Annotated in this window: 10 protein-coding genes and 2 pseudogenes; 6 read left to right on the top strand and 6 right to left on the bottom strand. The window is 66.5% G+C overall.

Annotated features, from left to right (window positions below):
• Positions 1-107: 107 nt before the first annotated feature.
• Complete coding sequence (locus ACWFQ8_RS32825) at positions 108-2,756, bottom strand: LuxR C-terminal-related transcriptional regulator (protein WP_453789932.1); 2,649 nt, start codon at positions 2,754-2,756, stop codon at positions 108-110.
• Positions 2,757-3,055: 299 nt separating this feature from the next.
• Positions 3,056-3,970: an oxidoreductase gene (locus tag ACWFQ8_RS32820; protein WP_453789931.1), complete on the bottom strand. Its 915-nt coding sequence runs from the start codon at positions 3,968-3,970 to the stop codon at positions 3,056-3,058.
• A gap of 66 nt (positions 3,971-4,036) precedes the next feature.
• Between ACWFQ8_RS32820 and ACWFQ8_RS32815 the strand changes: the two genes are divergently transcribed.
• A complete protein-coding gene (locus ACWFQ8_RS32815; protein WP_453789930.1) occupies positions 4,037-5,026 on the top strand; it encodes an ArsR/SmtB family transcription factor in 990 nt (329 codons plus the stop codon).
• 57 nt (positions 5,027-5,083) lie between these two features.
• Complete coding sequence (locus ACWFQ8_RS32810) at positions 5,084-6,079, top strand: IS5 family transposase (protein ID WP_453789929.1); 996 nt, start codon at positions 5,084-5,086, stop codon at positions 6,077-6,079.
• Positions 6,080-7,178: 1,099 nt separating this feature from the next.
• On the opposite strand, the gene ACWFQ8_RS32805 is transcribed toward ACWFQ8_RS32810, so the two are convergent.
• Complete coding sequence (locus ACWFQ8_RS32805) at positions 7,179-7,676, bottom strand: Lrp/AsnC family transcriptional regulator (RefSeq protein ID WP_453789928.1); 498 nt, start codon at positions 7,674-7,676, stop codon at positions 7,179-7,181.
• Between the two features lie 73 nt (positions 7,677-7,749).
• Between ACWFQ8_RS32805 and ACWFQ8_RS32800 the strand changes: the two genes are divergently transcribed.
• The 4 genes and pseudogenes from ACWFQ8_RS32800 (at position 7,750) to istB (ending at position 11,654) form a co-directional block, all read left to right on the top strand.
• Positions 7,750-8,736, top strand: coding sequence for a DMT family transporter (locus ACWFQ8_RS32800; protein WP_453789927.1), 987 nt, complete (start codon positions 7,750-7,752; stop codon positions 8,734-8,736).
• 5 nt (positions 8,737-8,741) lie between these two features.
• Positions 8,742-9,206 carry a DUF2000 domain-containing protein gene (locus tag ACWFQ8_RS32795; RefSeq protein ID WP_453789926.1) on the top strand — a complete coding sequence of 155 codons (465 nt, stop codon included), beginning with the start codon at positions 8,742-8,744 and terminating at the stop codon, positions 9,204-9,206.
• A gap of 89 nt (positions 9,207-9,295) precedes the next feature.
• Positions 9,296-10,891, top strand: a pseudogene (istA, locus tag ACWFQ8_RS32790) (IS21 family transposase).
• A 1-nt stretch (position 10,892) separates the two neighbouring features.
• Entirely contained in the window at positions 10,893-11,654 is a 762-nt protein-coding gene (gene istB / locus ACWFQ8_RS32785) for an IS21-like element helper ATPase IstB (RefSeq protein WP_453789925.1), read from the top strand.
• A gap of 190 nt (positions 11,655-11,844) precedes the next feature.
• Here the strand turns inward: istB and ACWFQ8_RS32780 are convergent, their stop codons facing one another.
• The 3 genes and pseudogenes from ACWFQ8_RS32780 to ACWFQ8_RS32770 all read right to left on the bottom strand — a co-directional run.
• A complete protein-coding gene (locus ACWFQ8_RS32780) occupies positions 11,845-13,533 on the bottom strand; it encodes a hypothetical protein (protein WP_453789924.1) in 1,689 nt (562 codons plus the stop codon).
• Positions 13,534-13,652: 119 nt separating this feature from the next.
• Positions 13,653-13,946 (bottom strand): hypothetical protein, encoded by a 294-nt coding sequence (locus ACWFQ8_RS32775; RefSeq protein ID WP_453789923.1) that lies wholly within the window; start codon positions 13,944-13,946, stop codon positions 13,653-13,655.
• Positions 13,925-14,470: pseudogene (locus tag ACWFQ8_RS32770) on the bottom strand (IS5 family transposase); the annotation flags it as partial. The gene ACWFQ8_RS32775 and the pseudogene ACWFQ8_RS32770, both read right to left, overlap by 22 nt.

Raw genomic sequence — 14,470 nt, 5'->3', positions numbered from 1 at the left:
CATCAGGCACGAGATCAGCAGACACACCCCAGATCCTGCCGACAGCACACCCAACTGCCAAGCCCCTCAACGAATCTCATTCTGAAACGATCAGTAAAGGAAATGGTTCATGGGAGGAGTCGGTCGGCCAACCCCCGGCGGGTGGTGAGGCCGAGTTTGGCGTAGATGCGTTGCAGGTGGTTGTCGACGGTGCGGACGGAGATGACTAGTTCGGTGGCGATGTCCTTGCTGAGCATGCCCCGGGCGGCGAGCAGCGCGATCTCGTGTTCTCGCACGGTGAGCCGTACGACGTCCTCGCGGGCCATGAGAGCGGGGGTTCTGGCTCCCTTGCAGCGGTCCGCGAGGGCCTTGGCGCGGACGGTGGCGGCGTTGGCCCGGCGGGTCTGCCCGGCCTCCCTCAGGAGCGCGGCGGCAGTGCTTGCTGCCTCGGCCGCCAGCAGGTCCGCTCCTATGGTCTCCATCGTGTCCGTGGCGGCGAGCAGTCCGTCGGGGTCGTTTGTGGCCCATGCCGAAGCCAAGTCTGCGCGCGCCTGGTGGAAGCGTCCGGTGCACTCGACCGCGATCTCCGCCAGCCGCCCGGCGGCCTCCCGGGCTCCTCCCAGCCGGACGAGATCGGTGAGCAGAACCGCTTCGAACGCGGTCTGCCCGCGCTCGAATGCCACCTGGGCGGCCGCTGCCAAGACTGTTCGGGCGCGGGTAAGCTCACCGCGCGCGACGTGCAGCCACGCCTCACCCAGCTTCTCTTCGGGACAGTTGTCCGAGCAGGGGAGCCGGCTGCGTTCGGCCAGGGCCGCTTCGGCTGCTTCGAGATCGCCCTGCACGGCGGCGGCGGCCGCCAGACCCGCTAGCGCCATCGGCAGGACGACAGCGGTGTGGGGGCGTGAGGCCCGGGCGACCTCCGCGTACCAGCGGCGGGCCCGTAGCGGGTGTCCGGCGAGCCATGCGCCACGGCCCAGATGGAGGGCCACCAGTCGGCGTTGGGTGTTCACGCTCGCGTCGGTAAGGCTCGCGAATACTTTCTCACCCACCGCACGGGCCTCGGCCAGACGCCCGCTCTCCGTCAAGGCCAGGGCGAGGATGGACTGGTTCGCTGCTTCGTGCGTGGCGGCGACGGATGGCTGGTCGGCGGTGGCAGGACTGAAGGCGATGGCCCGTCGGGCCCAGTCCTCTGCTTCCTCTGCCTGGCCCAGGAAGGCGAGCGCCGCCGATCTGGAGATGGCGGCCATGGTCCACATCTGCGCGTCGGGTGCCTGCGCGGCGTCCGGCTCGAGGCCCGTGCATAGGGCGAGGCTGTGCCGGAACTCTCCTACGGCGAAGGCGCCGGCGGCTTCGTTGACCGCCAGGGCGCGGAGGCTGAAGGGGCTGCTCACCCGGCAGCGGGCAGCCTCGATGACGTCGAGAACCTTCTCGTAGGGTGCCCCTAGCCCCCAGATCAGGTTCTGCGTCCGCACCAGCACCACGGTCAGAACATCCTGTTCGTCTGTGGCCAGGGCATCGGTGCCGGACAGCACGTCCTCGGCCTGCAGGAAGTCACCGGCCTCGTACAGCGTCTTCCCCAGCAGCAGCTGGATCTGGAAACTGCGGTGCTCCTGCGGGATCGCCCGCAGGAGGCTCAGGGTGCGGGGGTACTCGCGGGCGTGCGTGGCAAGGACTGCCGCGCGGACGAGTAGCTCGGGGTTGGCCGTGCCGGTGGCCGCGAGCGTGTACGTTGCGAGGTGGATCGCGTCCTCCCGACGACGGGCCCCGCTCTCCTTCAACAGATGGACCTGCCGCAACAAGGTGGTTCTGCGGCGCTGTGCGGTCATGTCGGCGCGCAGCACCTCACCGTAAAGGGGGTGAGCCAGCCGGACCACGGTGCGTCGCTCCTCCTGGACGACGATGATCAGCCCCGACTGCTCCAACTGGTCGAGCACCCAGGGCTCGGCGTCCATTTCCAGACGGGTCAGGGACAGCGGCTCGCACAGCGACAGGACATCCAGCACCTGCCGGCCGGCCGGCGGGGCGACGGAGAGCCGAGAGCGGATCAGATCGCTGAGGCGCCGCGTGCTCGGTAGCCGGTCCGCAGTTATCTCCCAGATCTCGCCGTCGTAGGTCAGCGCTCCGGCGGCTACAGCCCCCACCACCAGCTCGCGCAGGTAGAGGGGGTTGCCGCCACTGGTTGTCAGCAGCTGGTTGACCGCGCACTTTCCGACGGGCCCCTCCAGGACCTGTTCCAACAGGTTCTCGACCTGCCGTGGTCCGAATGCGGCCAGGTCAACCTGGTGCACCGCGTCCGCGTGCCCGAGCGCGGCCACCGCCTCCTCGCCGTCCCCCGAGCGCACCGTTCCGAGCAGGAAGACCACCCCGGCGTCCATCAACTGCCGCAGCAGCATCGCCGAGGTCGCATCCAGCAGGTGGACGTCATCGACCAGGATCACCATGCGGGACCGCGCCGCAGCCGGCCGCGACAGCTGCCTGGCCACGCTGGCGAACCCCGAGACCGGGTCGGACAGGTCCACACCGTCGGGCAACAGATGAGCCATGGCCCCCAGCGGAACCGACGCAGTGGCCGCAGTGGCAACCGCCCTGCCAACCCGGTGACCAACCCCGACCGCCCGCTCCAGACACGCCTCGGCCAGCCTGGACTTGCCCACCCCCGCAGACCCGAAGACCAGGAATCCGGCCCTGCGGGGGTCGTGCAGGACCTCGTCGAACTCCTCCAGCTCGGCCTCGCGCCCCACCAACGGCCAACGCCGCAACAAGCTGTTACGACTCATCCCCGTCGCCCTCCCCCTGATCCTGGGACGTCGGCGGGATGAAGTTTCCGGCCAACGTGTTCTTCCCACTGCGGTAATCAACACCCTCGGCGGCCAGCACAGTGGGCAATGAAGCGTACCCCTCGCACTTATCTGCCAGGAGGAACCCCTCACGGCGGGGCGCAAGAAGGATAGTCTCCTGACCACCGCAGCGGTGCTCGACTCAGATCGGCTGGGAAACGTCACCAGCAATCCGCCAATTCCCTGAGGTCTCTCAGCTCTCGCAGATGCGTGAACGCGGAGCTTCCATCGCTGATTCTCTACTCGGAGCCTCGGTGGCGGTGCACACTCTCCAGGGCATCCAACTCGTCTTCGGAGAGGGTGAGACCACCGGCTGCCACGTTGGCCGCTAGGTGGTCACAGTTTCCCGTGCCAGGTATCGCCAGCACATGTCGACCACGGTGCAGGATCCAGGCGATGCGAATCTGGGCGGGGCTGGCGTCATGCGCCCTGGCGATTTCCAGGATCTCCGGGGCATCGCTGCCGCTCGCCCCCGATTGGCCACCATGGGAAGCGATGGCATAGAAAGGAACGAAGGCGACTCCGCGCTCGCCACAGGTCCGGACGAACCCGTCCTGGTCGGACCGCATCCCCAGTCCGTAGGCGTTCTGCACACACACCACAGGTGCGATTGACTGAGCTTCGGCGAGATGTGCAGGTGTGACGTTGGAGATACCCAAGTGACGGACAAGCCCCGACTGGCGCAATTCGGCGAGTGCTCCGAAGCGCTCGGCGATCGAATCGGTCCCCACGACACGCAGATTGACGACGTCGAGGTGGTCCCGGCCCAATTGGCGCAGGTTCTCCTCCACCTGTCCCCGCAGCTGTTGGGGCGTAGCGTGAGGTAGCCACTCGCCCGACTGATCCCGCCCGGGGCCGACTTTGGTGGTGATGACGAGGTCGGCAGGGTAGGGCGCGAGTGCCCTGTTGATGAGCTCGTTGGCGCTGCGCACGGACGAGAAGTAGAACGCCGCGGTGTCGATGTGGTTCACCCCGAGCTCGACGGCGCGGCGCAGGACGCCTATCGCTTGGTCTCGGCGGCGTGGAACTGCATCGGGGATGAGCGCCTCGCCGGTCTGTGGGAGGCGCATCGCACCGAAGCCGATCCGGTTGACCGTCAGGTCCCCCAGCTTCCAGGTCCCAGCAGCCGCTGCGGTGATCGTCGTAGAGGTCATGCCGGAATCATGCGCACGGGATAGGGTGACCGCAATTGATTCAGGTATACGTGAATCCTCGGAGGCATGATGGCGGGCTTGGTCTTTTCGGTGCGTGATCTCGCGCAGATGCGCTTCGCAGTCTCGCCGATGTGGGAAGTCGGCCCCAGTTTCCGGCTTCTGCGGTCAGGCTCCAGCCATTCGGTCCACCGGAGCTGGGCTGACCAGGTACGCCCCCGTTTGGCTGCTGTCGGGCTTGACCGGGGATGGCTCGCGGAGTTGATCCCGCCGTCGGGCTACGTGCCGGACTTCCTCAACCCCACCCCTCAGGGTGCGACCGTCACACTGGCTGCGGAGCTGGAGAGGATCCAGGCAACCCGCGTCGACCGGGTACGTCAGGACCTGGACCGGCTCAGGCATGAACAGGGCGGTCTCGGCCCGCGCTCGCTTGCCCTGTACTCAGAGCCCGAGGACCTACTTAAAAAGGTCACGGCTGAAATTGAGCACTACTGGGACGTGGCGCTCGCTCCCTACTGGGCGCGGATCCGCTCCCTCCTCGATGCCGATGTCTCCCAGCGAGCCAGGCAGGTGGCCGAGCGTGGCGCCGACCACCTCCTCAACGACCTTCATGGATCAGTGAGGTGGGACGGCGACACACTGCTGCTGCTCCGACGGCCGACAGCACTCAAGCGGAGCACGGCCGGGCAGGGCCTCCTGCTGATTCCCTCCGTCTTCACCATCCCGGTTCCGTTTGTCCGGGTGTCACCCCCCGATCCTCCGCAACTGGCTTATCCCGCCCGGGGCATGGGGTCCTTGTGGGAGCCGCGGCCGGTCACTCGCACCGATGCCCTCGCAGCTGTACTCGGCCGCACACGCACCTTGCTGCTGACAGAGCTGGATAGCCCTGCCTCCACGACCGAACTGGCGCACCGTACCGGACTCATCCCCTCTCGGGTCTCCCAGAACTTGACAGCGCTTCGCGATGCGGGGCTCATCAGCGCTCACCGGGTGGGCCGCTCGGTGTTCTACGCTCGTACCGCAGCCGCCGAATCGGTCCTGGCCGCTGCCTGCACGTAAACATGTACGGGGACGAGCAGAAAATGGCCGAACCCGAACCGAATCCGAGACCTGCCGATGCCTCTGATATCCCGTCGGCGCCGCTATCCGTCCGACACCACGGTCGCGGAATGGGCGCTGCTCGAACCCCTGCTGCCCCTCTCGGCCTGCCGGACCAGGAGCGGCGGCCGACCGGAGAAATGGCACCGCCGCGAGATCGTCGACGCCATCCGCTACCTCGTCGACAATGGGGTGAAGTGGCGGGCCCTGCCCGCCGACTACCCGCCCTGGCAGACCGTCTACTACCACTTCGCCCGCTGGCACCGGGCCGGAGTCGTCGCCTTCCTACGCGATCAGTTGCGAAAGCGAATGCGTACTGGCCAGGGTCGATGCCCCTGGCCAGTCACCCTGATCGTCGACTCCCAGTCCGTCAAGGGAGCCGAGACCGTCTCCAAAGCCACCCACGGCTTCGACGCCGGGAAAAGGATCAACGGACGCAAGAGACATATCGCGGTCGACACCCTCGGCCTGCCCGTGATGATCACGGTGACACCCGCCGACACCACCGACCGCGACGCCGCCCGCGAACTCCTGTGGCGCCTGCGCCTCATGCAGCCCCAGATCACCCAGGTCTGGGCCGACTCCGCCTACGCCGGCCAGCTCACCACCTGGTCCGACGACTTCCTGAACATGACCCTCAGAACCGTCTCCCATCCCCGCGGAGCGAAAGGCTTCGTCGCCCTACCCCGCCGCTGGAAAGTCGAACGCACCCTGGGCTGGATCATGAAAGCCCGGCGCAACGTCCGCGACTACGAACGCCTCCCACAACACTCCGAAGCACACCTGACCTGGGCACTCATAACCCTCATGACCCGCCGCTCACCCGCAAGGGACCCCGCGCCGACTGGTCGAAGAAACCGCGGCCTCAGGACGGCTGACCTTCAGCGCGTCCTCCACAGGGGGATGCTTTCCTCGTCTCTCGCGCGGCACCGGCCGGCCAGACGATGTCCACAGGAAGCCCGTATGCCTGGGCTGTGGCTACGACATCTGCCGTCCCGCCGCGCCCACCCTTGATTCCGTCCCAGACGGCCATCAGCCGCTCGGCACGGCCCAGGAGCACACGGTTGGCGGCAACATAGGCATCACGCGCAGTCCGCCGATATGGCATCACCTTGATTTCACTGGCTGCCTGGCACAGGCGATCGAACTCATCAACATGACTCGGATCCACCATGCGTTCTCGGTAGTCCCACGAGGGGATCACCGCGATCAACCGTCCTCCCGCGGCCAGAACGGCATCCGCGAAGACCCTGTCCGCACCTGCGGCCAGGCAAGATATACCAACCAGCTCGGAGGCCGGATATCGGGCGAGCCTCGAAACCAGGGCTACTCTGATCAGGGGCTTGCTCGCCTCCGTGATGTTCGCATGCCCAGTCACTGCGATCGATGTCATCTCATTCACTCGGTTTCTCAGTAAAGCTGGCATGGGAATGGTTGATCGTGATGCTGAAAACAAAAGCGAGCACGCGCCCCCACCACCCTACGAATCCGGCAGAAGGTTACAGACCACCCTCTCCAGCTGAGCAGATTATCCGACCAGAGATCTCAAACACTCACTTTAGAGGGCGTTTAGCCCATATCTGTGTGGTTATCTGCTGGTCTGGGCTTCGCTTGCTCTGGGGCTGTTGAGGCTGGCGTGAGCGGTGATGCGTAAGTCGGGATTCCGCCGCCGTGTTGGCCTAGCTGCTCCTGTTTCATCCCAAGACGCCGGGTTGTGCGCCGTGTGCTTCGGGCGCCGGTATCTGCGCCCGGACCCGCCAGGCCGTAGGTGGGTAGCTCGGAATCATGCCTGAACGCCGTCGATACCCGAGCGATCTGTCGGATGCCCGCTGGGAATTGGTCGAGTGTGGGAGATCTTGATATTCCCCATCAGGTGTCGGTGTGGCGTCACGCAATTCCCTGCCGAATCACGGAATTCCCCATAGGGATCACGATGCTGGTTCGCGGTCCCGGCCGTCGTGACGGCTGATGCCGACGCAACAGTGCGGGCGACGAACATGGCGCGGGCGATCCTCGCACACCCCCCACCGGGCGCAGGTGCGCCAGGGGATCCCCACCGACGGCGTGTAGCGGGATTGGTGGAGCCGGTTGGTCGAGGCTCTGGCTGACGCGGTTATCGGTGCCGGCGTGGGTGCCGGACGGGTTCGGTGGGGATGGCTGGTTCGATGATGCGTGGCTGGACGTGTTCGTAGGCCATGGTTGTCTGCACGTCGGCCACCTCCCGCCGTTCGGTGAGCCGGTCGATGACGAAGGCGTACACGCCGTTCACGTCCGGCACCGCGATGTGCAGCAAGAAGTCGTAGGCACCGGACGTGACGAACAGGCCGATCACTTCTGGCAGCTGCTGCGCCCATTCCCGGAATCCTTCGATGACAGGCCGGGCGGGGGGCCGGATCCGTACCGAGATCAGCGCCTGCACCGGCCGACCGACCGCCTCCAGGTCGAGTGTGGCGTGATAACCGGTAATCAGCCCCCGCTCGCGCAGCAGCCGGACCCGTTCCAGCGACGTCGACGGTGAGACGCCGGTCTTCGCGGCCAGGTCCCGGTTCGTCTGCCGTGCATCGTTCTGCAGCTCCCGCAAAAGAGCCCTGTCTATCGCATCAAGTTCCATAATTTTACCTCCATGGCGCACAACATGCGCTGAGGGCCACACTCAGTCGCATCAATGCCTAGCCTATGGCGTCATGAGGCAACAAAAGCACGGATTCTCCGGCGGTGCCGGACTGGTCCTGGGGGCCATGCTCCTGTGGGGCACCGTCGGCCCCGCGCAGGCCCTGGCCGGCACCCCTCTGGGGCCCGCCGCGCTCGGCGGCTGGCGGTTGCTCGTCGGCGGCGCGGTGCTGGGCGTGCTCGCCCGCCGCCACCTGAAGGAGCTTCTCCCTGCGATGCGCAGAGGGCTGGCCCGGCCGCTGTTGATCTGCGCCGCCGCAACGGGCGTCTACCAGGCAGCCTTCCTCTGCTCTGCCGCCCGCACCGGCGCGGCATTGGCCACCACCGTCGCTCTGGGGATCGCTCCCGTCGCCACCGGGCTGATCGCCCGCGGCGTGGGCGGTGAACGGCTCACTCGACCGTGGCTGGTCTCCACTGCCGCCGCCATGACCGGCTGCGTGCTGCTGATGGCGCCGACCGGGAGTGGCGCCGACGCCTTGGGCCTGCTGGCCGCTGTGGCCTCAGGCATCTGCTTCGGCCTGTACACGGTGTTCGCCAAGTCCCTGGCCACCGACCACCCGAACGTTCACCTGCCCACCGTGTCTGCCCTCGCGCTGCTGCTCGGCGCCATACCGCTCGTGCCGTGGGTGGTCACCGATACTCACGCGCTGGGACAACCCGCTGCACTGGGCCTCATCGCCTGGCTGGGGCTGGCCGCCACCGCCCTGCCGTACTGGCTGTTCTCCGTCGGCATCACTTCCACCAGCGCGCCGGTGGTGGGCACCCTGTGCCTGGCCGAACCTCTCGCGGCATCCGTGCTCGGCGTCTTCGTCCTGCACGAGCACCTCACTGCCACGGCCGTCCTCGGCAGCCTCCTCATGCTCGGCGGACTCGCCGCGGCGTGCCTGCCCGCGCCCCGCGCCCGGCCCTGCGCGCCGCAGACCGAGCCGTCCTTCGCCCCACCAGGTGCGCCACAACCGGCCGCCGTACCCGTCACCCTCACACCCAACACCCCCGAGTAGCAGCCATGCCCGCACCCGAACCGACCACCGACGACGTCCGCAGCGACCTGTCCACCCGGCAGGCGAAGCTCAAGTGGGTGATCGTCATCGACGACGCCCTGCCCGCCGGACGGCAGGCCAACGCCGCTGCCTGCATCGCGGCCAGCATCGGCCGGCACCATCCCGCGCTATTGGGGGCGGACGCCGAGGACGCCGACGGATTCGTCCACCCCGGGCTGCCCTGGGCCGGATGCTCCATCCTGGCCGCCGACACAGCGACGCTGAGCATCCTGCGCAACAAGGCAGCCGAGAAGGGCGACGTCCGCATCGTCGATATGCCCGAGAACGCACAACAGGTAAGGGTCTATGACCAGTACGTGGAGCAAATCTCCGGCACCAAGGCCGCTGACCTCACCTACTGCGCAGTCAGCCTCCTCGGCCCGCGCAACCGCATCGACAAACTCGTCGGGAAACTCCCCCTGCTCCGCTGAACCCCTCTCAACGCCTCCCACGCCCCGCATCAGGAAACGGGAACACGAGGTCTGGTAAACGAGCCGAGATGGCAAGGAGGACGTTCCACGTGGTGGACATCGCCGAGATCTACGTTCACTGGTACGCCGGCCGCTCCAAGAGTGAGCTGGCCGCATCACTGGGGGTAGATCGTAAGACGGTCACGAAGTACCTGGCGCCAGCAGTCGCCGCCGGGATCACCCCGGGCGGGCCGCCCATGACGGAGAAGGACTGGGCCGAGCTGATCAAGGGCTGGTTCCCGCAGCTCGCGGACAAACGTCTGCGGCAGATCACCTGGCCCGAGATCGACAAGCATCGCGACTACATCAAGGGCCTGCTCGGCACGGTGACCGTCTCCACAATCCATCAACGCCTGCGCGACGAAAACGGCTTGAACGCGTCGGTTGCCTCGCTGCGCCGCTGGATCAAGGCGACGCTGCCCGAGGAATCGCGGCGGTCCGAGGTGACCGTGCTGCGCGATGAGGTCGCGCCGGGTTCGGAGGCCCAGATCGACTACGGCTTCCTGGGGCAATGGATCAACCCCCGGTCAGGAAAGCGGCACCGGATCTGGGCGTTCGTGATGGTCATGGCCGCCTCGAGGCACATGTTCGTGCGCCCGGTGCTGCACCTGGACCAGCACGCCTGGAGCGAGGCACACGTCGAAGCGTTTCAGTTCTTCGGCGGCACGCCGCTGCGGCTGGTGCCGGACAACTTGAAGACCGGGGTCGAAAAGCCGGACCTATACGACCCGAAGATCAACCGATCCTATGCCGAACTTGCCGCGTATTACGGCACGTTGGTGGATCCAGCCAGGGCACTGAGGCCCAAGGACAAGCCGAGGGTGGAGCGACCTATGCCCTATATACGTGATTCGTGGTGGCGGGGTCGGGAATTTGTCTCCGTTGAGCATATGCAGACCGCCGCGATCGAGTGGTGCCGAGAAGTCGCGGGGCAGCGGCAGTGCCGCCCACTGGGCGGAGCCGCGCCCCTGTCGGTGTTCGAGGCTGTCGAGGCACCCGCCCTGCAGCCACTGCCGCCGAGCGCGTTCGTGCTGGCCCGCTGATCGACGGCGACCGTCGGCCCGGACATCCACGTCAAGGTCGGCCGCACCCTCTACTCGGTGCCCTGGAAGCTGATCGGCAAGAAGGTCCACGTCCGCTCCACCGCCACGATGGTGCAGGTCTTCGACGACGGCCAGCTCGTCAAGACCCACGCTGCCCTCGAGCAGGGCAAGCGCACCGACAAGAACGACTACCCGCCCGAGAAGATCGCTTTCCATATGCGCACGCCCGTCTGGTGCCGCAAGCAAGCCGCCCGCGTCGGCCCGGCCTGCAGTGATTTGATCGCCGATCTGTTGGAGGTCAACGCGCTCTATCGGCTTCGCGCCGCCCAGGGAGTGCTCGGTTTGAAGAAGAGGTACGGGGACGAACGGCTCGATGCAGCTTGCGCAAAAGCGATCGCCGTCGGCGATCCCTCCTACCGGACCGTCAAGGGCATCCTGATCGCCGGCACCGAGACCGAACCGCAGCCCGAGTCCACCGGCGACGGCGGGGCCACGGCCTTCCTGCACGGGCCAACCAGGCTCTTCGCCGCCGACATGACCCCCGGCACGACGAACGACGACCGCGACGACCATGGTCACTGCGATACAGGAGAGCTGGCCTGAAATGAGCATCATGGACACCGCCCTGCGCGACGCGCTGCGGGCGCTGAAACTCTCGGGCATGCTCGAAACCCTCGACGCCCGCCTCGCCCAGGCCCACGGCGGTGAGCTCGGGCACCTAGAGTTCCTGCAGACGCTCTGCCAGGACGAGATCACTCGCCGTGAGACCGCCGCATTCCAACGGCGCCTGCACCGCGCGAAGTTCGAGCAGACCGTTACGCTTGAGGAGTTCGACTTCGCGGCCTCACCGAAGCTGCCCGCGGCCCAGATCCGTGACCTCGCAGCCCTGCGCTGGCTCCACACCGGAGAGTCCGTCATTTTGTTCGGGCCCGTCGGCGTGGGGAAGACGCACGTCGCCCAGGCACTCGGCCACCTCGCCATCCGCCAGGGCGCGAACGTCCGCTTCGCCAAGACCAGCCGCGTCCTGGCGGATCTGGCCGGCGGCCACGCGGACCGTACCTGGGACAAGCGCCTGCGCGAGTTCATCCGACCCGACGTGCTCATCCTCGACGACTTCGCGATGCGCCAGCTCACCGCGACGCAGGCAGACGACCTCTACGAGCTCGTCTCGGAGCGGCAAGGACGGTCGCTGATCCTGACCAGCAACAGGGCGCCGAGCGACTGGTATCCGCTCTTCCCGAACCCCGTCGTCGCAGAGTCCCTGCTCGACCGACTCATCAATACCAGCCACCAGGTGATCATGAACGGCCCGAGCTACCGACCCAACAAGCGCCCCCGAGCCGCCGGCGCCAAGAAGACGGACTGACCGTCGATCAGATGGACAAGACCCCCGCGAGGACCTGGGGAATTACTTGATCACGAGCCCGGGGAAAATCGTGATCGTTCACATCGCGGCATGAGGGATGGATCAGCGGTGAGGGGGCGTCCGGACAGTACGGCTGTCGCGTCGGAAGGACGGCTGCCGGCGACACTGTGTGGAAGGGGCTGTGCGGGCATCAGTGGCCTCCCAACAGGTTGTGGGGAAGAAAGAGCAGGCGTTCGGAAGACTCGGCGATTGCCCTGGCGTCCAGCACGTCACGCTGGCTGAACCTCGGGATGATCAATTGCAGAATCTGCTGGTGAGCGTTGCCGAACCGCGCTTCCCACTCCGCTGCGGGCGTCTTGGCCCGTTCAGTCTGGATGTGGTTGAGGAAGGCCAGGATTGCTGGGAGTTTCCTTCGGGTGATAACGGCATTACTACACCCCAAGCAGGCGAAGAAGGAGACGGGGCAGGGCTTGCCTTTGACTCCGAAAGGCGAGTCGAAGAAGCTGCGGCAGGACGACAACCATAGGTCGGATTCGCCGGATAGGAGTGGCGGTAGTTGCTCGGCCGGGATCCCAAGCAACTCAACTGCATCCGTCGGTTGTTGAGTGAGGCGCTCTTCCTTTTCCGGCGTCAGGATCGCGGGAGTTTGGGCGTCAGCGAGTGCATCCTGCAGGCCGTCTGCCACGGCCTGTTCGTGGAGAGCGCGCAGTGAGGGGATGTCTGCGTAGTGCGCCGCGGCGACGTCCGGCGAATGGCCCTGCACGAACGCCGACATCCTGCCGCCGGTCACCTTGTAGACAGCGGCCTTGTGTGTCTTCCGAAGTCGCGACAGGCGCAGGTCGAAGGGTTTCCCGGCATCCGTGAGCCGGTGTGCCGAGACGAAGCTCCGAGCCGCACTCGACACAGCTCCAGCGCTGAGTCCGGCGGACAGGATCCCATCCTTCGTTCTGAACTGCCAAAGCGCCGGCGAGCCGGTGGCATCTCTGACAGGCGCTGTGAGCCGCAAGGCCAGCCGAAGCAGCCCGCCGGGTGAGTTGGATGAACCGTCCCGGACCCTGATCGTGTTCCATCCCTGGCCGTGCCGCCGTCGCTTGAGGTATTCGACCTGCACATAGCCCCGGTTGGGATTCTTCAAGCAGTCGGCGGTCAGCTCTCTGGCCGCTTCCACCTCCATGCCGCTTTCGAGACAGAACAGCAGGAGCAGAGCGAACACGTCGCGGCTGGTCGGGTACACCAAGGGTGCAAGACGGCCGGGAGTGTGCGCATTAGCCAGTGCCGTGCCGACAAGATCGGCCAACTGTGTCCGTGTGAAGGTCCCGTGGGTCCGGGAGATTTCCCACAACACATTCGGGTCGGAGTCCCAGCCTGCGATCCGCGGGTCCTGCCCCCGTGCCAGGAGCGCCGGCCCGTCCAGCGTCAGGCGTCGGACCGCGTTATCGACATCGGAACGTGCGGCAGTGCGTAGCTGCTCGACGAGGTGCGGCGAGTAGGCGTCGCGAGGGGTATAGGAGCCGACCGGGCCAGTGGATGTGTAGGAGAGCCTCCGGAGCATCGAGGGGGATAGTCCCTGGTCCTTCTCGCCGAGTCGGCGCAAGATCCACACGACGTCAGCGATACGCGCGTAGGGAGTCCGGGAGAATACTGGATGGCCCTCCCGGAGGTGGCTCTCGAATCCGTCGAGGTGGTGCGGAAGGAGGTCACTGACGCGGATGTTCATCGCTTCCGTGGAGTCGAGCCACCGCACCCACAGCAGGCACGAGCGCGCGCGATTGCGGAGCGTATGTGGTGAACCAGTTCCCTGCCCCACGTCGCACGAAGCCGCCAACTCGGCTCCCAGAGCCCCCAGCAGCCGCTGCTGCGGCTCCCGGGTCCAGTCCACGACGGCCGTCCGGTTGTCGGGGAAAGTGACCTCGAACCTCAGAAGTCCGAGCGTGGCCGGAGCCGGGTCGACGACCTGGGGTGAGGGTGCGTTCAATCGGGCCTTACGCCGCCCCCGGCCTACCACGGGTTCGCTCCCGGTGCCTGAGCAGAGGAGTTGTCGGTCTCATGCGACACGTGATGTGCCGTATCCACGACCTCGGACGTCCAGGCATCCACTGCGCCGTCGACCAGAGCCTGGGCCTGGTCGGTACAGCCGAGGTAGATGTACGTCGTGGTGATCGAGGAATGCCCCAACAGACGGCGAAGGTGATCGAGTGGGTCGCCGATGATGCGTCGGTACACGCCGTCGCTCATCTCGCCCTTCTCCACCGAGCCGATCTGTTCCTGGATCAACGCGGACAGCAGATGCACGGCGAAGGTGTGCCTAACTGATCGTTTCGGAATGAGATTCGGAGTCGTCGTAAGCAGATGATGCTGCAGGCGAGTTGGAGGAGACTGAGGTGGAGGTCGGCGCGTATCTCGTAGCGGATTCGAAGACGTTTGAACTGGTGGAGCCAGGCGAAGGTCCGCTCGACGACCCAGCGGGTCTTGCCCAGGCCGGAGCCATGGAGTGTGCCCCGGCGGGCGATCTTGGGCGTGATCCCGCGGGCGCGGATCAGGCGCCGGTACTTGTCGAAGTCGTAGCCGCGGTCTGCGAAGAGTCGGCGGGGCCGGTGACGTGGCCGTCCGCGAAGCCCGCGGATGCGGGGCATCGCGTCGAGCAGAGGCATCAGCTGGGTGACGTCGTGACGGTTTCCGCTGGTCAGGGAGACGACGAGTGGGGTTCCGTGTCGGTCGACGATGAGGTGGTGCTTGCTCCCCGGGCGGGCGCGGTCGACTGGCGAAGGTCCGGTGTGAGCCCCCCTTTGAGAGCTCTGACGTGCGAGGCGTCGATC

It is taken from the genome of Streptomyces sp. NPDC055254, assembly GCF_053606025.1.
This window is presented reverse-complemented; position numbering and strand designations above follow the sequence as displayed.

Coding starts and splice junctions, on each gene's coding strand:
- ACWFQ8_RS32805 (WP_453789928.1), bottom strand. CDS start 7,676: ATGGAACTTGATGCGATAGACAGGGCTCTTTTGCGGGAGCTGCAGAAC.
- ACWFQ8_RS32820 (WP_453789931.1), bottom strand. CDS start 3,970: ATGACCTCTACGACGATCACCGCAGCGGCTGCTGGGACCTGGAAGCTG.
- ACWFQ8_RS32825 (WP_453789932.1), bottom strand. CDS start 2,756: ATGAGTCGTAACAGCTTGTTGCGGCGTTGGCCGTTGGTGGGGCGCGAG.
- ACWFQ8_RS32815 (WP_453789930.1), top strand. CDS start 4,037: ATGATGGCGGGCTTGGTCTTTTCGGTGCGTGATCTCGCGCAGATGCGC.
- istB (WP_453789925.1), top strand. CDS start 10,893: ATGAGCATCATGGACACCGCCCTGCGCGACGCGCTGCGGGCGCTGAAA.
- ACWFQ8_RS32795 (WP_453789926.1), top strand. CDS start 8,742: ATGCCCGCACCCGAACCGACCACCGACGACGTCCGCAGCGACCTGTCC.
- ACWFQ8_RS32800 (WP_453789927.1), top strand. CDS start 7,750: ATGAGGCAACAAAAGCACGGATTCTCCGGCGGTGCCGGACTGGTCCTG.
- ACWFQ8_RS32810 (WP_453789929.1), top strand. CDS start 5,084: ATGCCTCTGATATCCCGTCGGCGCCGCTATCCGTCCGACACCACGGTC.